Source organism: Paenibacillus sp. FSL H8-0280, assembly GCF_045040665.1.
Classification (GTDB): domain Bacteria; phylum Bacillota; class Bacilli; order Paenibacillales; family Paenibacillaceae; genus Paenibacillus; species Paenibacillus xylanexedens_A.
In genome coordinates this window covers 4,286,273-4,309,333 of the sequence record NZ_CP150296.1, presented here as the reverse complement: position 1 = coordinate 4,309,333, position 23,061 = coordinate 4,286,273, and the positions used below count along the sequence as shown (strand labels likewise).

Annotated in this window: 14 protein-coding genes; all 14 read left to right on the top strand. The window is 46.2% G+C overall.

Annotated elements, in window-relative coordinates; translation table 11 throughout:
• Position 1 precedes the first annotated feature (1 nt).
• The 14 genes from MHI12_RS18755 (at position 2) to MHI12_RS18690 (ending at position 23,001) form a co-directional block, all read left to right on the top strand.
• Positions 2-1,900, top strand: a complete 1,899-nt coding sequence (locus tag MHI12_RS18755; protein WP_405170031.1) for a beta-glucoside-specific PTS transporter subunit IIABC — start codon at positions 2-4, stop codon at positions 1,898-1,900.
• A 36-nt stretch (positions 1,901-1,936) separates the two neighbouring features.
• Positions 1,937-2,776, top strand: a complete 840-nt coding sequence (licT, locus tag MHI12_RS18750) for a BglG family transcription antiterminator LicT (RefSeq protein ID WP_405170030.1) — start codon at positions 1,937-1,939, stop codon at positions 2,774-2,776.
• A 45-nt stretch (positions 2,777-2,821) separates the two neighbouring features.
• Positions 2,822-4,279 carry a glycoside hydrolase family 1 protein gene (locus tag MHI12_RS18745; RefSeq protein WP_405170029.1) on the top strand — a complete coding sequence of 486 codons (1,458 nt, stop codon included), beginning with the start codon at positions 2,822-2,824 and terminating at the stop codon, positions 4,277-4,279.
• A 372-nt stretch (positions 4,280-4,651) separates the two neighbouring features.
• Positions 4,652-6,073 carry a 3-isopropylmalate dehydratase large subunit gene (gene leuC / locus MHI12_RS18740; protein ID WP_036607575.1) on the top strand — a complete coding sequence of 474 codons (1,422 nt, stop codon included), beginning with the start codon at positions 4,652-4,654 and terminating at the stop codon, positions 6,071-6,073.
• Between the two features lie 31 nt (positions 6,074-6,104).
• Entirely contained in the window at positions 6,105-6,707 is a 603-nt protein-coding gene (leuD, locus tag MHI12_RS18735) for a 3-isopropylmalate dehydratase small subunit (RefSeq protein WP_036607574.1), read from the top strand.
• Between the two features lie 597 nt (positions 6,708-7,304).
• On the top strand, positions 7,305-8,711 hold the full coding sequence (locus MHI12_RS18730) for an N-acetylmuramoyl-L-alanine amidase (RefSeq protein WP_405170028.1): 1,407 nt from the start codon (positions 7,305-7,307) through the stop codon (positions 8,709-8,711).
• A 258-nt stretch (positions 8,712-8,969) separates the two neighbouring features.
• The gene (locus tag MHI12_RS18725) at positions 8,970-10,379 is read left to right on the top strand and encodes an N-acetylmuramoyl-L-alanine amidase family protein (protein WP_341008007.1); all 1,410 of its coding nucleotides are present in this window, start codon (positions 8,970-8,972) and stop codon (positions 10,377-10,379) included.
• Positions 10,380-10,414: 35 nt separating this feature from the next.
• Positions 10,415-11,095 carry a GerMN domain-containing protein gene (locus MHI12_RS18720; protein WP_036671957.1) on the top strand — a complete coding sequence of 227 codons (681 nt, stop codon included), beginning with the start codon at positions 10,415-10,417 and terminating at the stop codon, positions 11,093-11,095.
• Positions 11,096-11,167: 72 nt separating this feature from the next.
• Positions 11,168-13,906 carry an S-layer homology domain-containing protein gene (locus MHI12_RS18715; RefSeq protein ID WP_405170027.1) on the top strand — a complete coding sequence of 913 codons (2,739 nt, stop codon included), beginning with the start codon at positions 11,168-11,170 and terminating at the stop codon, positions 13,904-13,906.
• A 163-nt stretch (positions 13,907-14,069) separates the two neighbouring features.
• Positions 14,070-14,765 carry an endonuclease III gene (gene nth / locus MHI12_RS18710; protein WP_036607558.1) on the top strand — a complete coding sequence of 232 codons (696 nt, stop codon included), beginning with the start codon at positions 14,070-14,072 and terminating at the stop codon, positions 14,763-14,765.
• A gap of 23 nt (positions 14,766-14,788) precedes the next feature.
• Entirely contained in the window at positions 14,789-15,061 is a 273-nt protein-coding gene (locus tag MHI12_RS18705) for a hypothetical protein (protein ID WP_017687779.1), read from the top strand.
• A gap of 308 nt (positions 15,062-15,369) precedes the next feature.
• Positions 15,370-19,110, top strand: a complete 3,741-nt coding sequence (locus tag MHI12_RS18700) for a dynamin family protein (RefSeq protein ID WP_405170026.1) — start codon at positions 15,370-15,372, stop codon at positions 19,108-19,110.
• Positions 19,111-19,381: 271 nt separating this feature from the next.
• Positions 19,382-21,154: an ABC transporter ATP-binding protein gene (locus tag MHI12_RS18695; protein ID WP_405170025.1), complete on the top strand. Its 1,773-nt coding sequence runs from the start codon at positions 19,382-19,384 to the stop codon at positions 21,152-21,154.
• Positions 21,151-23,001, top strand: coding sequence for an ABC transporter ATP-binding protein (locus tag MHI12_RS18690; RefSeq protein WP_221820399.1), 1,851 nt, complete (start codon positions 21,151-21,153; stop codon positions 22,999-23,001). Before MHI12_RS18695 ends, MHI12_RS18690 begins: the two co-directional genes overlap by 4 nt.
• The last annotated feature ends 60 nt before the right edge of the window (positions 23,002-23,061 follow it).

The following is a 23,061-nucleotide window of genomic DNA, read 5'->3' as shown; positions in this document are numbered from 1 at the left end:
TATGAATCACAAACAATTAGCCCAATCGATTATGGAGTTGGTCGGTGGCAATGATAATATCAACACGTTAATTCATTGCTCTACCAGGCTCAGACTTACCCTGAAGAATCCGGATATGGCGAAGACCCAAGAAATTAAGAGCCTCGATGGTGTTATTGGCGCAGTGAATAGCGGCGGGCAATATCAGGTTATTATCGGTAATGACGTCGCGTACGTCTACAATGAACTGGCCAAGAGGATGGATACTCGGCAATCAAACGAGATTCAGGAGAAACAAAAAGCGGATTATAGCCCCAAAGGTCTGTTTAATACTTTTGCCAGTGTCATTGCAGGCATTTTCCAACCTATTATCCCAGCCATTGCTGCCTCGGGCATGCTTAAGGCACTTTTGCTACTGGCGACCGTGACCGGCCTGATGTCTAAAGAGAGCCAGACATATACCGTTTTGAGTGTCATGTCTGATGCTGCCTTTTACTTTCTTCCGATTCTACTGGCCTACTCAAGTGCAAATAGATTTAAAACGAACCCCTTTGTTGCCGTTCTGTTTGGTGGAATCATGTTACACCCGAATATGATTGGTCTGCTTGGCGGTGAAGATCCGGTGTCCTTTATTGGCATACCTGTTGCATCCGTTCAATATGCGACATCCGTGGTACCGATTATTTTAACGGTCTGGTTCATGTCTTACATTGAAAAGTTCGCGGACAAGATCTCACCAGGACCGGTCAAAATTTTCCTTAAACCTTTGATTGTTATTCTCATTGTTGCTCCAGTTGCCCTGATTGTACTTGGACCTCTGGGAATGTATCTCGGAACGGGAATGTCCAACCTGATCTATTGGATTCAGGACAAGATTGGATGGTTGACCGTTGTCATTATGGCTATACTGATGCCTCTGATTGTCATGTTTGGTATGCATAAAGTATTTTATCCCATTATTTTCGCAGCCTTGGCTTCACCTGGATATGAAACACTGGTGCTGGTCGCGATGCTGGCATCCAATATGGCGCAGGGAGCAGGCGCACTGGCGGTGTCATTCAAAACCAAAGACATCAAGCTGAAACAAGTCGCTTTGTCTGCAGGAATTTCAGGTGTATTCGGTATCACGGAACCTGCTCTGTACGGTGTACATTTAAGGCTCAAGAAAACGCTGTTTGCCTGCATGATCGGCGCCGGAGTCGCTGGGTTGTTCGCAGGTATTGTGAATCTCAAGGCATATGCTGCCGTGGGTCCAGGGATTGCATCTATGCCTATGTTTATCAGTGAAGATCATATGAATATTATCTATGCGATTATTACCATGCTGATCTCTGCCATTGTCGCGTTTGTCGCCGTATATGTCATTGGATTTCAGGATGTTGTTCCAACAGCAGTGCCGATAGCAGGCAGTCCTACAAACAAAGCGAGAGGCGAATCTGAAATCCAGCCATCCACAGGGATCAAATCGAAAAAGATCGTTTTTGCTCCATTGGAAGGTAAAGTTTTGCCATTAAGAGAGGTAAAGGACGAGGCCTTCTCGCAAGAAGCCATGGGACAAGGTATGGCCATTCAGCCAAGTGTTGGCAAGGTGTTTGCTCCGTTTGATGGTACCGTTGAGACGGTGTTCCGTACCAAACATTCCATCGGTCTGAGATCGGTAGAGGGGGTAGAACTTCTGATTCATGTCGGATTGGATACGGTGAAACTGAAAGGCCAGCATTTTGATGTAAAAGTGAATGAAGGAGAACAGATCTCTCATGGTCAGCTCCTGATTGAATTTGATCTTGAAGCTATACAAGCCGCAGGTTATGACACCACGACCCCTGTAATTGTGACCAATTCATCGGATTATCTGGAGGTGCTGGGCAATGAATCTTCGGCGACAACAGGACCGGGGAAACCATTAATTACGGTGTTATAACCCGCTGAAATATGAATGAAAGGCAGGCAGCCTGATATGGAAGTCATAAAAATATTGAATTCGAGCATTGTTCTTGCCAGACGTGGTGAGGATGACAAGGAAATTATTGTGATGGGAAAGGGCATCGGCTACAGGAGCAAACAGGGAGATGTCGTGGGGGAGGATGAGATCGAGAAGATCTATGTCCTTGAAAATGAAACGATCTCTTCTGATCTCACCGCCCTGATGAAGGAAACGCCAAAAGAATATCTGATTCTGGCTGATGAAATCATCTCCCACGCCAAACATACATTGTCCCGCCATCTGAGTGATCATCTCTATGTCGCATTAACAGATCACCTGTATATGGCCATGAAGCGATTCAAGGACAATATGACGATCCAGAACCGAATGTTGTGGGAAGTGAAAAAGTTCTATCCGCAGGAGTTCAGTATCGGGTTGCATGGCCTGTCTCTCATTCAAAAACAGCTTGGACTCTCCCTGCCTGAAGAGGAAGCGGCGAATATTGCCTTTCATCTCGTTAATGCGCAGCAGAATGATGACAATATGAATCAGGTCATGATGATGACCAATACAGTCAAGGATGTACTCAATATTATCAAAATTCACTATCAAGTGGAGCTGGATACACACAGCATCAACTATTCACGCTTTTTGACCCATTTGCAGTTTTTCATTCAACGGCTTTTTGAACATAAAACATTAAACACGCAGGATCATGAGCTCTTTGAGCAGATCGCGAATAAATATCCGCAGGAAGAAGCCTGCGTACTGCTAATCAAGGATTATATTGAAGCCCGCTTTGAACATACGATCTCCAATGAAGAGATGATGTATTTGATTATTCATATCAATCGGGTCATGAGTCGCAATTGAGCAAGAATGAAAGAGTCACAGAGATAATCCAAGGAGGAATACACAATGACCAATACAACAAGAACGTTTCCAGAAGATTTTCTATGGGGAGGAGCGATTGCTGCCAATCAGGCAGAAGGAGCGTGGAATGTGGATGGCAAAGGTCTATCTACAGCCGACATTGCTATCTATCGAAAAGGTGTGGCCAAGAGTGAGTATAAAAAACATAATGCGATCAATGAAGAACAGATCAAAACTGCGATGGAGTCTACCTCGGACAGAGAATATCCGAAACGCAGAGGCATTGGTTTTTACCACCGCTATGAGGAGGATCTGGCCCTGTTTGGGGAGATGGGTCTCAAAACGTTGCGACTATCCATTGCATGGACTCGAATTTTCCCAAATGGCAACGAAACAGAGCCGAATGAAGCCGGTTTACAGTTCTATGACCGCGTTATTGATGGCATGTTGAAACAAGGGATCGAACCATTGATTACGTTATCGCATTATGAGATGCCGATGTATCTGGTGAATCACCATGGTGGATGGACGGATCGGAAAGTCGTCGAGTACTTTGTTCACTTTTGCAAAACCGTGTTCACCCGTTATAAGGACAAAGTGAAGTATTGGATTACATTTAATGAAATCGACAGCATTGTTCGTCATCCGTTTACGAGTGGTGGTATTGTTCCGGAGCGTTTTGAAAATGTGGAGCAGGCCGTATATCAGGGGTTGCACCATCAATTTGTGGCGAGTGCGCTCGCAGTGAAATACTGTCATGAGATCATTCCCGGTTCCCAGATTGGATGTATGCTTACCAAACTGACAACATACGCTCATACATGTAATCCCGAAGACGTACTCGTTGCTTCCCGGGATAATCAATTCAATCTTATGTTTACGGACGTACAGGTGCGTGGAGCGTATCCGTACTTTACGAAGAGATTTTTTGCCGAAAAAGGGATTAACCTGGATATGCTTGAGGGGGATGAAGAGATTTTGAAAGTACACACTGTGGACTTTATCTCATTCAGTTATTATATGTCCCTGGTATCAAGTGTGGATGGCGACCGATTGGAGCAGGTGAGTGGCAATACAACTGGAGGGGTGAAGAACCCGTATCTGCAAACAAATGATTGGGGCTGGCAGATTGACCCGGTAGGTCTGCGCATCTCACTGAATGAACTGTACAGCCGTTACGAGGTGCCTTTGTTTATCGTTGAAAATGGAATTGGAGCGGTAGACACGATTGAAGCTGATGGTAGCATTCAGGATGATTATCGTATTGATTATTTCCGCTCTCACATTGAACAGATGCATGAGGCGATTCTGGACGGTGTTGAACTGCTGGGCTACACCAGTTGGGGAGTGATTGATCTGATCAGTTATTCTTCTTCAGAGATGGAGAAACGATATGGCTTTATTTATGTAGATCAGGATAATGACGGCAATGGAACACTGGAGAGAAAACGCAAGAAGAGTTTCTATTGGTACAAAGATGTGATTGCGAATAACGGTGTGTAATACAGTAGTCGGACAAATACTCTCTATAGAAGGCGTTGATATGATAATTTTCATTTCATAACAGAAACTAGCAAAGCAGCTCTGGATTCAGGGCTGTTTTTTATGTTCTAGATAAAAAGCATTGACAGCGAAGCAGCGGAAACGTAGTATAAGACTTATCTGATAATGATAATTGTTATCAACTGAAACCTCTGCGACGAGCAGTGGTTTATTTGTCTTTTTCTCATTATAGGTTAAACCTATTACATCTATAGATATTATATCTTGGAACAATGAAGGACAGGGTGATATATTTATGTCATTCAAGAGCTTCACTTTTTAAAGAAAACACGAGGCTCTTCCAAGGACCGAACTTATAATGAGGTGAAAATGATGAGTAAAAAAACGATGTTTGAGAAAATTTGGGAAAATCACGTAATTCATCAAGAAGAAGGCAAACCAAGCATTCTGTATATCGATCTGCATCTGGTGCACGAAGTAACTTCTCCACAGGCATTTGAAGGTCTTCGTCTCAGCGGACGTAAAGTTCGTCGCCCTGAACTGACATTTGCAACAATGGACCACAACGTTCCAACGAAAGACCGTTTCAACATTACAGATCCTATCTCCAAACAACAAATTGATACACTTTCGCAAAACTGCCGTGATTTCGGCGTGAAATTGTATGATCTGGACACGATTGATCAAGGCGTTGTACACGTTATGGGACCTGAACTGGGTCTGACTCACCCTGGTAAAACGATTGTATGTGGTGACAGTCATACGTCCACACATGGTGCGTTTGGCGCACTGGCATTCGGAATCGGAACAAGTGAAGTTGAGCATGTTATGGCAACTCAATGTTTGCAACAAGCAAAAGCTAAAACGATGGAAGTTCGTTTTGTCGGCAAACGTAACCCGGGTGTAACCGCAAAAGACATGATCCTCGCAGTCATTGCCAAATACGGTACAGACTTTGCAACAGGTTATGTTATTGAGTACACAGGCGAATCCATCCGTGAGTTGAGCATGGAAGAGCGTATGACGGTCTGCAACATGTCCATCGAAGGTGGAGCAAGAGCAGGATTGATCGCTCCGGATGAAACAACATTTGAATATCTGCGTGGACGTGAATACGTACCAGCGGATGCGAAATTCGATGAAGCTGTAGAAGGTTGGAAACAGCTTGTAACAGATGAAGGAGCCGAGTTCGACCATGTGGTTGAAATCGATGTGGAGACATTGATTCCGCAAGTAACTTGGGGAACAAGTCCTGGCATGGGAACCGACATTTCTTCGAAAGTTCCTGTTCCGGCTGAATTGCCTACAGAAAACGAACGCAAAGCGGCTGAAAAAGCGCTTGAATATATGGGACTTGAACCGGGAACACCAATCGCCGAGATTCCAATTGATTATGTATTTATCGGTTCTTGCACCAACGGACGGATCGAAGATCTGCGTGCAGCAGCACAAGTGGCAAAAGGTCACACGGTATCCAGTCAGGTTACAGCAATTGTTGTACCAGGCTCAGGACGTGTTAAAATTCAGGCTGAACAAGAAGGTTTGGATAAAATCTTTACGGAAGCCGGATTTGAATGGCGTGATGCGGGATGCAGTATGTGTCTGGCGATGAACCCGGATGTATTGAAGCCAGGACAACGTTGTGCTTCGACGTCCAACCGTAACTTTGAAGGACGCCAAGGACGTGGAGGACGTACGCATCTGGTATCTCCGGCAATGGCAGCAGCAGCAGCGGTTAAGGGTCACTTTGTGGACGTACGGGACTGGAATTTCAAAACAGAAGCAGCGATCTAATCTATAACAGACAGAAGGGAGAACGTTTAATATGGAAGAATTCAAAACATTACAAGGCATCGTTGCACCGGTAGACCGGGTCAATGTAGATACAGACGCAATCATTCCGAAACAGTTCCTGAAACGGATTGAACGTACCGGATTTGGACAATTTTTGTTCTATGAATGGCGTTTTGATGAAGAGGGCAACAATAATGCTTCCTTCGAAATGAACAAACCTCGTTATGAAGGGGCATCCATCCTGATCTCACGTGCCAACTTTGGCTGTGGATCATCCCGTGAGCATGCACCATGGGCGATTTTGGACTATGGATTCCGTTGTGTCATCGCTCCATCTTATGCAGACATCTTCTATAATAACTGCTTTAAGAACGGAATCTTGCCAATCAAGTTGTCAGAAGAGCAAGTTGAAGACTTGTTCCAACGTACAGCGACACATGAAGGCTATGAGATGAATGTAAATCTGGAAAACAAAACGATTACTGATGCATACGGACTGCATATCGATTTTGATCTGGATGAGCACCGTCGCCAATTCTTGCTGCAAGGATTGGACGATATCGGTTTGACTCTTCAACATGATGATGAAATCGCTGCTTACGAACAACGCCACGCGGCAAAACTGTTCGGTTAATCGTTAAAGTATCGTATAGCAGGAAGCTTCTGCCTCGCCCAAGGGACCTTGTTCCCATCGGTGAGACAGAAGCTTTTTGTAATTTCAGAAGCTAAATTAGCTTAATAAGTCAGCTATACATAGAAGTCCTGATCCTTCTTGGTGGAATATTTCAACATGTAATCTTCGCCATTATTCAGTTCTAGGGAAGCAATTTTGATTGGAGTATAATCCAAACGCGTCTATCTTTGAGCACACTTGTGTGAGTATTCATTTCCATCTTAAAGAGTACGTTGAACTAATGATCCGTTTTTTTGTAATACTTCCTATTCCGATATATGTATACTTTAAAGTTACATTAATAAATGAATTTCATCAGTTTATGACATCACTGATACGAAATCGATACACATTCATGTAAAAGAGATTATGTTCTTAAATGTGATCTGCTTTTTTATCTTATTTCCGACTGAATATGACAACGTTGTAACCGGATGAAGGGACAATATCTGATAAACTGATTAGTAGATTATGGAAGGTTACATAGGCTCATTGATGTTATGCTGTGCAGAGAATCAGGTCGGATGTTCAAAAGACAAAAAGAATGGTGGATGAGGTATGAAAAAATGGTCGGCAGCAGTCGTTTTTCTTCTGTTCCTATGTTTATTCCCAGTCATGGCCCATGCAGACACCACTCCCTCGATTGTACTCGACGGTGTAACCATTAACCAGCAGACGGGTGCACCTGCAGAAAATATCGGGAAAACGGTCATGGTTCCCATTCGAATTGTATCCGAGAACCTGGGTTATAAGGTGAAGTGGGAGAAGGAAACTCAGTCAGTCCAGGTTCAAAAAGGAAACAGTACGATTCAAATGACAGCTGGCAAAGATGCAGCTACAGTGAATGGAAACGTGGTGAACTTGGATTCGCCCCCACTGATCAAACAGGGAACTACGCTTGTTCCGTTACGCTTTGTTGGGGAAGGCATGGGTCTGCGTGTTGGCTGGGACAATGGAACCAAGACAGTAAGCCTATTTAGTATTCCTCCCGTAGTTGAAACGGAAGGTGACAGTGACCCCGTCGAGGCACCTGTCCCGGATGGTTTGACAGAACTTCAAGGCATCAGCTTCAGCGGAGATCGCTTGATTGTAGCAACAAACGGTAATATTAGCCCCAAAGTATCCAGTATTGGTGGGCCAGACCGAATTATTGTTGATCTGCCTTCAGCGAAATTCTCTCAGGAATTCATTCAGGGACAAGCCTCTAACCCGGATGGCAGTGGACAGATTCTCGTTACGGATTCACCAATAGTTTCCAAAGTCCGGTATGCCATGTTCAGTAAATCGCCTTCTACCGTTCGTGTCGTTCTAGATCTGAGTCAGAAGGCTACAGCCAAATGGTCTGTTGGAGATAACAATGTCTTGCTCGTTGACCTGACAGCCACGAGTGGAGAACCGACAAGCCAACCGGCAGTACCTACCAATGATGGCAAAACGATTGTGGTCATTGATCCGGGACATGGTGGTCGTCAATCGGGTGCAGTGAGTTTGTCAGGAGCTTATGAGAAGGATTTCAATCTGGCTGTAGGGCTGAAGGTACAGGCAATCCTTCAAAAATACTCAAATATTCAAACGGTCATTACACGCCAGGATGATACAGAACTTTCGCTCAAACAGCGTGTGGATATTGCTGAATTGAATCAGGCAGATGTTTTTGTATCCATTCATGGAAACAAATTCACTACACCGGTACCAAACGGCATTGAAACGCTCTACAGTCGTAAAGAAAGCAAAACTTTGGCTGACACTCTTCACAAATATGTGTTGCCGGTAACAGGACTCAAGGATCGTGGGGTTAAAACGGCTAGTCTGCATGTGACGCGTGAAACAACCATGCCTGCTGTGTTACTTGAACTTGGTTTTTTAAGTAACCCTACAGATGAAGCAGTCATGCTCACGGAAGAATACCAGGACAAATGTGCACAGGCGATTGTGGACGGAATTGTTGAATTTTTGGGACTGTAAATTGAATTGTGCGCAAATATGAAGGTTAGGGTAGTACGTTGTTTAGAGATGTATATTTGATAAATAAGGAAAAAAGAAGACATTAAAATGTAAAAAAAGCTTGATCTGACAACGTTTTTTTTCTGTTATGTTGGAATATATTCGCAACTTTTGAGAGCGAGGGGCGTCTAATAGGTGTCTGGTAATGCCCAAACGGTCAGTCGGAGTTGGAAAATGACAACATGCGGCAAAAAAATATGAGAATGGTAGGGGTGAAGGATGAAGAAGTTCGGTTTTTTGGTACTGTTATTTGTCTTTGGGCTCGTATTCCCGGGCTATAGTCACGCAGCAACAGACACGAAAATTATCCTAGACGGAAAAGAAATCGTACAGCCATCGGATACAAAAGCGGAAATTATCAACAGCAAGGTGATGGTTCCGATCCGGGTTGTGTCTGAAAATCTTGGATATAGCGTGGAGTGGAAGCAGCAAACGCAAACGGTGACTATCAGCAAAGACAACACTGCCATGCAGATGATTGTTGGACAGAAGACGGCAACGGTGAACGGCAGTAACGTAAACCTGGATGCCCCGCCACTCGTTAAAAACGGTACTACACTTGTGCCTCTCCGATTTATTGGTGAGGAAATGGGTCTTAAGGTGGGTTGGAACAACACCACGAAGACGGTAACATTAGTTACCCAGAATTCAGGTTCCGGAAACGGGACAACCACTCCTCCGAACTCTGGCAATAATGGCGGAGGATCGGATCAGGAAGGTCTTGTACTGGTGAACGGCATCAGCTTCAGCGACAACCGCTTCATGATTGCAACAAGCGGAAGTACGAAGCCGAACGTCTTCACGATGACAGGACCAGATCGAATCGTTATAGACTTGCCGAATACCGCATTTGCTGATTCATTCAGTGAAGGACAGGCTCTAGACAGCAACCAGAATGGACAACTCGTCGTTAGCGGTTATCCGGATGTGTCGAAGATTCGTTACTCATTATACAGCAACAGTCCATCTACAATTCGTTTTGTGATCGATCTGTCCAGTTCAAAAGGGTACAGTGTGCAAAATGATTCCGGACTGGTTATGATTAACCTCGACAATCAAAGTGGTACACCTGCTCCTCCAGTTGGTAATAATGGCAAAAAAGTTGTCGTTATCGATGCAGGTCACGGAGATCATGATCCTGGGGCAATCGGTGTAACTGGTAAACGCGAAAAAGACTTCAATCTGGCAATGGCTCTGAAAGTGGAAGCCTTGTTGAAAAAAGAATCCAAAATTGACGTTGTGTTAACACGCAGCGATGATACATTTTTGGCATTGAAAGAACGTGTGAAGATTGCACAAGACATAAAAGCGGATATCTTCATCTCCATTCATGCTAACAGTGGCCCTGCTGCTGCGAACGGTGTAGAGACATTCTATACACGCTCCAACAGCAAAGCACTTGCTACAGTGATGCACAAGTATCTTTTACAGTCTTCCGGACTGAAGGATCGTGGAGTGAAAACGGCAAGTCTCCATGTGACCCGTGAAACGACAATGCCAGCAGTTCTGCTGGAAGGTGGATTCCTTAGCAATAAGAGCGACGAAGCAGCCCTGTTCACTGAGAGTTTCCAGAACAGTGTTGCCAAAGGGATTGTTGCAGGAATCAAGGAGTATCTGGGAATTAAATAAGGGACAAGCCCTTATGTTGAGGAGGCGGAGTTAGAATGAACAAGAAAATATGGATTGCAGCCTTGCTGGTAACGGTTATGGCAGTTGCTGCTGGATGTGGAAGCAAGCCAACAGCTGCTCCGAATCAGACGCAAGGCGCAGGAACTGAAAACAATGTAACCGAGGTTGAAGGTGAAACAATTACCGAACCGGTAACTGCTGAGCCTGAAGAGAATACAACGCCTACAGAATCCACGGAGGAAGGCAGCTCAGAGGAAGCGACTACAACTACTCCGCCAAGCGAAACGTCTACGGAGAAGCCGGCAACTTCCGAAAGTAATGAAAAGAAAACGATCACTGTATTCTATACGGATGAAGAAGAACTGGAGTTGCACAAAGCTTCGGCAGAGATTTCATACGCATCGGATGATGCCAAATATAAAGCTGCCTTTGAATCACTGCAACAGAGCAAAGACGCTAAACTTGTTCCGCTGTGGTCTAAAGAAATTGAATTGAAGTCTGTTCAGTTCAAGGATGGAGCTCTTACGCTGGATATTCATATGCCAGATACGGCACGTCTTGGAGCAGGTGGAGAATCTTATGCGCTGGATGCTCTAAAACAAACGTTCTTCCAGTTTGATGAAGTAAAATCACTTGATTTACTGGTGGATGGTCAGCAGACGGAGAGTCTGATGGGCCATGTGGATCTTGAACATCCAATGACAAGATCCGAATAGGATGTACAGCATGCTGTTGTACCGTGAATCCACGGAATATGGGTCGTTTTACATGAGAGAGGGGAATCATAGGTGACTTTTAAATATAACCATACATCACACTCTAAAAAAGTAGTATCAGCCGTGCTTGCAGGCATGATGGCCCTTAGCGCCGGCGGAGCTGCCATGGCAGCAGAATCAACAGAAACGGGGCAGGGTCAGACTGCTGCAATAACAAATACGGCTGCACCAACTGGTTTGTTCAGTGACATCAAGGTCGGATACTGGGCTGAAAAACATGTGTACAAACTGGCATATCAAGGTATTCTTCTCGGTAACAACGGCCTGTTCCGTCCAGGAGACGCGGTAACACAGCAAGAAGCTGTAACGATGGCAATCCGTTTTATGAATCAAGAGGGCCAGTTGAATACCGACACGGCTGCGGCATTACCGACAAACATGGAAGTGGGAAATTATTTCAAGCCATATGTCGCGCTGGCACTTCAACTGGGACTGATTGACAAAACGGAAGAATCAACGGTGGATGTATCCAAGACCTCCTGGGGTCAAAAACCGGCTTCACGGGAATGGATTACGAAATTGTTAATCCGTTCATTGGACAAGGATGCTGAAGCGAAGGCACAAAACAATCAATCTACCGGATTTGCTGATAATGCAAGTATTTCCGAAAGTGGTAAAGGTTATGTCAATCTGGCTGTTAGCCTGGATCTGGCCAAAGGTGTGGAAGGCAACAAATTCAATCCAACTGGTTCCGTAACCCGTGCTCAACTGGCTACCTTCTTCAGTCGTGGTGAATCGTTAACGGATACAACGTACCCGAACACATCCACGGGTTATGTGACAGGATTGAAAGATGGGCAGATCACGCTGGTTGTGGACGGCAAAGCCGTTAACTTCGCAGTGAACAGCAGTACGCCTTACTTTACGAAAGACAGTGAAACTCGTGCTTCCGCCACAGATATGAAGCTGTATACGAAAGTTATGATTGTAGGTTCGGCAGGTGTGGCTTCCTATGTGGAAGTTGTTGATGCTACACCGCAGGTGGAAAGTGTTGAAGGTACATTTGCACGTTCATTGTCTGGTAATAAAATTGGTATCTTTGTGGGCGAGAATTACGAAACGTACAGTTATGATGAGGCAACTGCATTCATCGATCAGAATGGTAATGCAATCAAACTGTCCGATATTACGGCAGATAGCATCATCGAAGTACAGCGTGAGACGTTCTCGGCTGACAAAAAAACAGTCGCTATTCGTGTGAAATCCGGCATTGTTAACAAGAGTGACAGTGGCGTAATTGCTGAAGTATCCACTTCTGGCAAAACGATCAAACTTGTCAATGCAGCGGGTGCTACAGAACAGTTCGCATACAATGACAATCTGCTTATCACATATCAAAACCGTATCATGTCAGTGGCTGATCTCAAAGCCGGCAGTGCCGTGAAATACACCGTAAAGGACAGTGTTTTGCAAACTATCACATTGTCTCAAGGTGTGGAGCAATCTGTGCGCGGAACATTGGTTGAGATCGGTGGCAACCAGTCCACGTTAACGTTCAAACGTGAAGGGGGTTCCCTTGAGGCGAAATTGCTGACTGAAAAGCCGGAAGTCATTATCAATGGCATTCAGGATGCAACGCTGAATGATCTCATCACGGATGCAACGAACGGGGATCAGGTGGAGTTGTCATTGAACTCTGACGATCAGGTAACGCGTATTCAGGTGATTGGACGTCAAATGGAACCTATGAACGGAGTAACGGTTGTATCTTACAACAGCAAAACAAAGGTACTTACCGTGTTGGACAACAACAAAAAACCGTTTGTATTTACATTGGATGAGAAAACCAAACTGGATTACAATACGACCAAACCTACACTCGCTGGTCTGGAGTCGATTTTAAATGATGGTCGCAAATTGGATCTGACCTATGTGGGAACACGTGCGTTGTCCGTTAAAGTGATTTACAAGTATGAAGGTACGATCAGCAACATTGACACAACGGGCAGAAAAATCAGTGTGTTGTCTGGTAATCAGACGATTACAGTGCCTTATACTACAGCACCTACGGTTGAGATCTATAACAAATCGGGCGCAAGTCTGGGAGATTTGAAGATTGGTGACAAAGTGACCGTAACGCTTGGAGCAAATCAGGATGTCGTGCAGAAGGTTGCACTGAACACTGTGGCTCAATTCGAAGTGGTTGCCTTGGAAGCAAATAGTCGTATTCGAGTAAAATCCGATCTGTTGACAAGTCAGTTCTACGTGGATCAAGCCGTACTGACAGGAGAGAGTGGTCAGACGATCACGCCTTCACAACTGACAGCAGGTAACCTGATTAATGTAACGTTTGAAGGAGCTACGCCAAAAGCGGTTCAAGTTGTGAAGCGTACGCTGGCTGAAGTTACAGCGGTGGATGCTTCATCTGTAACGCTCAAACAGTTTAACGGCCAGACTGAAACCGTGCCTGTTAGCGGTTCGGTTAAAGTCGTAAAATCTGGCTCCACATTAACTTCATTGTCTAGTCTTACGGTAGGAGATCGTGTGGAAATGACAAAAGATACGGATAATTCCACACGTTTCAGAGTACTAACTGTCATGAGCAAACAATTCTGGTCTTATGATGGCGTTGGTAACCAGATTTTGGTTAAACGGGAAACGACAGCAGACACAAACTATCGTTTTGCACTCGGATCAAGTGTATTTGTTCACCAGGGTGACAATACTTTAAGCGTGCAATCTCTCAGAGATAATGATAATATTGTATTGTATCTCCTGAACAATGTTATTCTGGAGATTCAAAAACAGTAATCGTTTCTTTTCGAGGATCAAAAGAATGACCGTCTTGATACGGGATCTTTCCCGCATCAAGACGTTTTTTTTGCAAGCTTTTTGAGGTCCCCGCAAAGTACTCGGATGAAGCTTCGAAGTAAGGCTCCGCAGAGTGGAGTCATTTTGTGGGAGGTAGCTCTTCATGAATGCAGCGACGGTTAGACATATACTCGAAACTATGGAAGCAATGTTTCCTGATGCACATTGCGAATTAAATCACAGCAATGCATTTGAATTGACGGTAGCTGTCCTTTTGTCTGCCCAGTGCACCGATGAAACGGTGAACAAGGTAACCGCAGATTTGTTCCAGAAGTACAGAAGCCCAGCAGATTATCTGGCAGTTCCTCTCGAAGAGTTGGAACAGGATATTCGGCGAATCGGTTTGTACCGGAACAAGGCCAAGCATATTCAGAACATGTGCCGAATTTTAATAGAGCAGTATGGCGGTGATGTACCGCAGGAACATGATCAGCTTGTGACGCTACCAGGTGTCGGGCGGAAAACCGCGAATGTAGTTGTTTCCAATGCGTTTGGAGTACCGGCAATTGCGGTAGATACTCATGTTGAACGTGTATCCAAGCGGCTGGCGCTTGCAGGTTGGGATGACTCCGTACTTGAAGTCGAAAAGAAACTAATGAAGCGCGTACCCCGGGACGAGTGGACTTTAACTCACCACCGGTTTATATTTTTTGGACGCTACCATTGCAAGGCACAGAACCCTGCGTGTCATATCTGTCCATTGCTGGACATATGCAGGGAAGGGAAAAAACGTATGAAAACGTCCCAAATCAGGAAAGATAAGGAACGTGTCACCACCCGAAAACGCAAAATAAATTAATGAGTAGAAAAGGATGAATAATCATGAAATGCATTTCCGTGTACACTGACAATTTTGAGGCCTTCTCCGATATCTTTGAACAAATCGTTGAACAGGAAATGGCTGAAAATGAAGAAAAAGAAGTAGAAGGCATCACAGTAAGCCACTCTGGCGACGTGCCTGAACATTATCTGGAGCGTATGTCCGTTAAACCCGAAGTTGTTGTTATGAGAGACAAAGGCAGAGACATTACAATTCTGCAACATGGACAAGTATTTGAAATCTTGCTGCCTTCCATGGAGAACGCAGTTTCATAAGAAGTGATTACACTATTGGTTCTGTTGTATTAATGTGATGAGGATCGTTGTGGTTAAGGTGATCGCATCGCATTCATGCAACAGACCCTTGGCGTAAGCATTTGCTAAATACCGAGTATAAAACGTATTACAGATAAAACCGACTTGTTCGGTTTTATTTTTTTTAGATTATAGAACTTATACGTTCATTTATGTATATTCAATTCCAACCGTTCAAATTCAAACTTGATAATGTTAAAATAAATGTTGTAAAAGAGATAGGCGTCGAAACGGATGTCAAATTAGAGGAGCCAGGGGGAAGGCCAGTCATGTCCAGAACAGATTACCCAAAAGAAATGGCCAAACCTCTGCTTCCGCTGCGTGAAGCGATGGAGCAGACAGGGGACCATACGGCTGTACAGGCTATAACGGATTTAATCAGCAAGGCGGAAATGAAACATCTGACGATTGCGTTCTGTGGTCATTTCTCTGCAGGCAAATCGAGTCTCATCAACAGTTTATGCGGTAAGCGGGTGCTGCCTTCAAGTCCCGTTCCAACAAGTGCAAATGTGGTATCCATACGTAATGGTAAGCCAAGAGCGCTTATTTATACTACTCCAAACGTAAGCGCTGACAATGGGGCAGGAACACTTGAAGTTTCTCCAGAGGAATTGGAGGAGTATTGCAAAAATGGTGGAGCTTACAGCTCAATTGAGGTATGGGATGATATTCCGCTGCTGAAAGATGATGCTGTCCTGCTGGATACACCAGGTGTGGATTCAACAGATCGCGGACATAGTCTCGCAACCCATTCAGCGCTCCATCTGGCGGATGTGGTGTTCTATGTCATGGACTATAACCATGTCCAGTCCGAGACAAACCTTTCATTTGCCAAGAGTCTGTCGGATTGGGGCAAACCGTTGTTTTTGATCGTGAACCAGATCGACAAGCATCGGGAGCGTGAGCTCTCTTTTGACCAATATACCGAAGGTGTCGAAGCTATATTTGCGGCCTGGGAAGTCAGATATGACGGACTGTTGTTTACTTCCCTACGCGACAAGCAGCATCGCTACAACCAGTGGGATGTGCTTCCGGAACTCATTGGACACATGATGCGAGAGAAGGAAGCGTTAATTACGCACAGTTTGGCAAGTTCGGCCAGTCATGTAACGGAGCAACACTTGACGAGAGAAGCCGAGAAACGTGAAGACGAAGAGAATTCCCTGCTGGATGAAATTGGTGGCAAGGAAGGAATTGAACGCTTGGAACGAGAGCTGGAGCTTCTTGATCAACAAGCAGCAGACATTCGTAACGGGCCTTCGCGAGTGCGTGAGAAATTCCGGGCGGAGCTTGAACCTCTTCTGGCGAATGCAAATCTTACTCCTGCGGATATTCGTGCGTCGGCTGCTGCCTATTTGGAGAGCCGCAAACCAGGTTTCAGGGTAGGTTTATTGTTCTCAGGTGGAAAAACCGAGCAGGAGAAACAACGTCGTGCTTCTGAGCTGGTCAGACTGTTACAGGATCAGGCTTCCGGACAAGTTGAGGTACATATTCGTACGATGCTTAGACAGCTGGGTGAATCCCATCAGCTATGGGGAGCGGAGTGGGAGCAGGCGCTTAATACGGAGCTGCCTGCTGTAGATGAAGCACTATTGGAGATGAAACGCAGTGTCAGTGCAGAGGTATCTCCAGAATATGTGATTCAGTTCAGTAAAGATGTGCGGGGCGAGATTGAGGCCCGCTATCGCAAGTCGGCCATGATGCTGGCCGACCGCATGTTGGAGGCGCTGGGCGCGCGAGGCGAAGCCGCGCTCCAGGCGCTGGACGCCAGCCGCGCAGCGCTGTTGGCGCAATCCGCGGCGGCGGCGCGCTACACGGCGCTCCAGCGCAGTGCCGCCGCAGAGGCAGCAGGGCTGCGCAGCCTGCTGCCCCATGCGGGCCCCCTCCCCTCCGGGCTATTGCCGGAGGTGAAGGGCCCGCACGTGCCCGCGGTGCCTGAACCGGGCGAAGCACCCGGTCCGCATGCGGGCACGTCAACGTCTGTGGCTGTGCAGCCACAGACGCCAGAGGCACCGCCGCAGCAGCGCGCAGCCGCAGCGGCAGTGCCTGGGCCATCGTCGGCGGCTGGTGCTGAACGCCGCCGACGCCTGGACGCAGCAGCGGCACGGCTTGAGGCCGCTGCTGCGCTGGTAGAGCCGTACCCCGCCATGGGGTCGGCGGTACGGGATCTGCGTGCACGCGCGGCTTCGCTTGCGGGCGGCACGTTCACTCTGGCGCTGTTCGGAGCATTCAGCGCCGGCAAATCCTCCTTCGCCAACGCGTTGCTGGGCGAAGCTGTACTCCCCGTCTCGCCGCATCCAACGACAGCGGCGATTAACCGGATTATGGCTCCTGCCGGGGGCGCGGAGCATGGTACAGCCCGGGTCCGCATGAAGACCCGGGACGCCTTCCAGGAAGATCTCGGCTATTCCTTCCGATTGCTCGGACTGGGCGAGCCTGGAGCGGAGTGGCAGAAGCGAGTACGTTCCCTCTCACCACAGGATGTGCATCCTGCGGGGCGCCCGCATTACAGCTTTTTACAAGCGGCAGCATCCGGTTGGGAAGAGACAGCGGACCAGCTGGGTCAGGATGTGCTGGTGGATCTGGACGGTTATCGTAACTTTGTCGCAAACGAGAAGAAGTCCTGTTTTGTAGACAGTATCGATCTGTATTACAGTTGCGATGTGACTGAACAAGGAATTGTGTTGGTAGACACACCAGGAGCGGACTCCGTGAATGCTCGTCATACGGGTGTAACCTTCAATTATATGAAGAATGCGGATGCACTCATTTTTGTAACGTATTACAACCATGCTTTCTCCCAAGGAGATCGTCAGTTCCTGAATCAGTTGGGACGTGTCAAGGATAGTTCTGCCATGGATCAGATGTTCTTTGTTGTGAATGCCAGTGATTTGTCTTCCTCTGAGGAAGAGCTGGAGCAGGTTCTCGATCATGTGAGCACCCAACTGCGCAGTAATGGAATTCGGGCACCACGACTCTTCCCGGTATCCAGCATACTGGCAATGGAAGGCAAGATGGCAGGTGATTCGAAGCTGCTTGAGCAATCCGGTTTTATCCGTTTTGAGGAAGAATTCAACCAATTTGCAGGCAGAGAATTAGCCGATCTTGCTGTAGGTGGAGCTTCCGAAGAGATGGCACGTGTCATTCAGCGGCTGAAGAAGCGTGCGGAAGATGCGGCTCAGGGGGAGGAAGTATTGCAGCAACGGCGGGATGAACTGGAGACCATCCAGGTACAGTCACGCCAGCGCATACAGCAACTTGCAGCAAGATCCATGAAGGAAGAATTGTCACAGGAAACAGCAGAATTGCTCTTCCATGTGCGGCAGCGGCTTGCCTATCGCCTTGGTTTATTCATGGCAGAAGCATTCCATCCATCCGTACTTCGGGAGGATCGAGGCAATCTGAAGGCGGCTTTTGCAGCCTGTGGACGTGAACTGTTACGCATGATTGCCATTGAACTGGAGCAGGAACTGCTCGCTACCACCCTCAGACTTGAACAAGCAGGTCAGACCTGGCTGATGAAGCAAGTTACGGATTGTATAGATGAGGTGAGACAGTTATCAGGGGGCGTGGATGTGTCACTGCCACTGAACGAACGCTGGAGTACACCTGTGCTTGAAGAAGTTCGTCTGGAAGAACCATCTGGATGGAAAAGCTATTTGAATTATTTCCGTAATCCGAAGCAGTTCTTCGAAGGGGATGGACGTCAGCGGTTACAGGAGGCACTTGATCCGGTCCTCAAACAGATGATCATTAAAGTTCTTCCTGCTGCGCAAGAAAAACTGATTCAGTTTTATGACAACCAGCTCTGTCAATCCTTGCAACACCAATCCCGTCAGTTGGAAGAACGTCTGGAAGAGGCGGTAAGTGGAATTCAAGATACACTGGAGAGTGGAATTCCGGCGGAGCAATGGACCAGCTTGTCTAACCAACTGGAACAGATTGAAACGCAGTTAAAATCACGGCATAACGCGTATTCTCTGGAAGTCTTTGTAAAACAAAATGAATGATACAGCAACACATTGAAAATGTTGCGAAAATCAACCCAAAAAGGCCCCTGCCGAAAAGGCATATAGGGAGCCTTTTTTTGGTACGAACAACCTGAAATAAAGAGAATATTCAAACATTTGATTGAAAGGTGGGTATTTACCTTCGTTAATGCGTCAATAAGCTGAAAGCAGGCAGAATATGGTCTGTTATTCGCTTTGCCGCGAATGGGGTACGGTGATAAACTTCATAAATGTTCATAGTATTTTTGAACGACATAAGAGGAGGAGAAACATGGATGTTCTTAGGCAACTGCAAACCTTTTTTTGGGAAAAGCGAACGTATTTATTTGTATCAATCTTGTTCCTCGCCTTAGCGACCGCACTTGGGTTGGTGTATCCGTACATGCTGAGGATACTGATTGATGATGTTATTGTTCCGCGCACTTTTGAAGACGTTCCCATAATTGCGTTGACTGTGTTAGGTGTAGTGATTTTGAAAGCGGGAATGCAATTTTTACATGGCTTTTTTGGAGGACGCTTGGGTAACTTCCTGGCGTACAGACTTCGTAACGCATGTTATGAAAAGCTTCAATTTTTATCCTTCCGTTATTATGATACGGCCAAGACAGGTGATCTGATGTCCCGCCTCACGGGAGATTTGGAAGCCATCCGTAACTTTATCGGATTTGGTTTCGCCCAGATTCTTAACATGGTTTTCATGGTCGTATTCGGCGCAATCATGATGATGACCATGAGTTGGCAGCTTACGCTGTTCACGCTCATATGCATCCCATTACTTGCCTTCGTTGCGCTGAGATTCGAATCCAAAATTCACCCTGCGTTTCAGGAGATGCGGCTGGCGCTCAGTTCACTGACAACAGCGGTACAGGAGAATATCACTGGCGTACGTACGGTAAAATCCTTTGCACGTGAGCCATATGAAGTGGAGAAATTCTCCATACGTAATGAGCGTTACAAGACAAATCAGATTCATGCCGCAACATTGTGGAGTCGCTATTTTCCGATCATGGAGATTCTTGCTTCGGTGAGTATCGTGCTGTTGCTGGTGATCGGTGGAAGAATGGTTATACAGAAGACGCTGACACTCGGTGAACTCGTTGCCTTTTTCAGTTTGATCTGGTACATAATCGGTCCAATGTGGAACCTTGGGTTCCATATCAACAACTATACGCAATCCAAAGCTTCAGGTGAACGGGTGCTCGAGCTGCTGAATACGCCAGTGGATGTGGAAGAAACGCAAGATCCAGTCATTGTTGAGGCAGACCAAGTGAACGGCCATGTGACATTTGAATCCGTTACCTTTGCCTACGGCAACAAAATGCCAGCGGTAACCGATATTAATTTTGACGCTGCACCCGGTTCTGTAATCGGTTTCCTCGGGGGTACAGGGTCAGGTAAATCGACCATCATTCAGCTTCTGATGCGTGCATATAACGTGAACTCGGGAACGATCAAGCTGGATGGCAAAAACATCAAAGATATAGGTATCCGCAGTTTGCGGAGTCAGATCGCTTCTGTTTTCCAGGAAACATTCCTGTTCTCATCCAGTATTCGCAATAATATTTCCTACGGGCTTAAGAACGTCACCATGGATGAGATCATCCGTGCAGCCAAGCTGGCCAAGGCTCATGACTTCATTATGGAGTTCCCGGACGGATATGACACGGTGGTTGGTGAGCGCGGTATGGGTTTATCGGGTGGACAGAAACAGCGGATCGCGATCGCAAGGGCTTTGCTGAAAAATCCGAAAATTCTGGTACTTGATGATGCAACCAGCGCCGTGGACATGGAGACGGAACACGAAATTCAGTCCGGTTTCCAGGAAGTTATGCGCGGCAGAACGACATTTATTATTGCACACCGGATATCTTCGCTACGACATGCAGATGAGATTCTGGTGCTCGATGAAGGCCGCGTGGTACAACGTGGTAAACATACCGAACTCATTGAAGTGCCTGGACCATATCAGGATGTTTATAAAATTCAATATGCAGATTATATTGCCCGCGGTAAGCGGGAGGCTGGGGAGCAGGTGAATTCATGAGTGCCGAAACGATAGCAGACAGGCGCGAGGCAAAAGTGGCCTCTGAGAAGAAACTGAATGAACGATTTGTGTATCAGGATGATGAAATTATTGAAAAACCGTTTAACTGGAAAGAGTTCGGACGTTTATTTGCATACATGAAACCTTATGCAAAACAACTGTTACCACTCGTTATTCTAATGATGATTTTGGGTACCATTACGAAATTGTCCGTACCTTTTCTGATCAGTCTGGCGATTGACCGTGCCATCGCACCGGCGACAGGGTTGCCAAGCATGACTATGCTTTATCTTATTGCAGGTTCCATATTTGTGTTGTATCTCATTCAATGGGCAGCCAATACGTACCGGATCAAACTGACAAACATTATCGGACAACGCGTTATTTATGATCTTCGCTCGGATCTGTTCAAGCATATCCAGAAGCTGTCCTTTAACTTTTTTGACAAAAGACCGGCAGGTTCGGTACTGGTTCGTGTTACGAATGACATTAACTCCCTTCAGGATCTATTCACCAACGGTGCAGTGAACGTCATGATCGACTGCGTGCAACTGCTCGGGATCATTGTAATCTTGCTGTTGATTAACTGGAAACTGGGTCTTGCCGTAATTATTACGGTGCCAATCATGTTTATCATCTCGACCAAACTGCGGGTGCTGATCCGCCGTGCTTGGCAGGATGTGCGCATGAAGAACTCTCGTATTAACTCCCACTTGAATGAATCCATTCAGGGGATTCGAGTGACTCAGGCTTACACACAGGAAAAAGAGAACATGAAGTATTTTGACAACATGAATCTGTCCAGCAAAAAGTCATGGGATAGAGCATCAGCGATGAACCAGGGCTTTGGACCGCTGATTGAGATTACCGGTGGATTCGGTACATTGATACTCTTCTGGTTCGGTGCCTATCTGATTCAACAGGATCAATTGACTGTGGGATTACTTGTTGCTTTTGCCAACTATGTCGGCAACTTCTGGGACCCAATCAACCGTCTGGGACAGATGTACAATCAGTTGCTGGTTGCGATGGCATCATCGGAGCGTATCTTCGAATTCATGGATGAAAAACCAAGTATTGCGGATAAACCAGGTGCCAAGCCACTTCCTTCTATTAAAGGAGATATCGCATTCGAAAATGTGGTGTTCGAATACGAGAAGGGCAGACAGGCGCTGAAAGGAATCAGCTTCTCGGCGGCTGCGGGACAATCGATTGCACTTGTTGGTCATACGGGCTCAGGTAAAAGTACGATCATCAATCTGATCAGTCGTTTCTATGATATATCCGGCGGACGTCTCACCATTGACGGACAGGATGTGCGGGATGTAACGGTAGAGAGTTTACGCAGCCAGATCAGCATTGTATTACAGGATACCTTCATCTTCTCGGGTACGATTCGTGACAATATTCGATTTGGACGACTGGATGCAACGAATGAGGAGGTGGAGGATGCAGCCAAAGCAGTCAATGCACATGAGTTCATCATGAAGCTGCCTGGCGGATATGATACTGAAGTAGAGGAACGCGGGAACGTATTATCCATGGGACAGCGACAACTGTTATCCTTTGCCCGTGCGCTGCTTGCTGATCCACGCATACTGATTTTGGATGAAGCTACAGCCAGTATTGATACGGAGACAGAGCTCAAAATCCAGGAAGCGTTGAAGGTGCTGTTGCAGGGAAGAACGTCCTTTATGGTCGCTCACCGTCTCTCAACCATCCGGAATGCAGATAACATTATCGTCCTGGATCATGGTGAAATTAAAGAAGAGGGGAACCATGAGCAGCTGATCCAAAAACAAGGCGTCTATAATGGATTAATAGAAGCTCAATACAGATTTTTGTGATGAAACCTTTGGACGCCTGTGAAGCGTCTGAACACATATGAACTTATAACACTCTGGTGT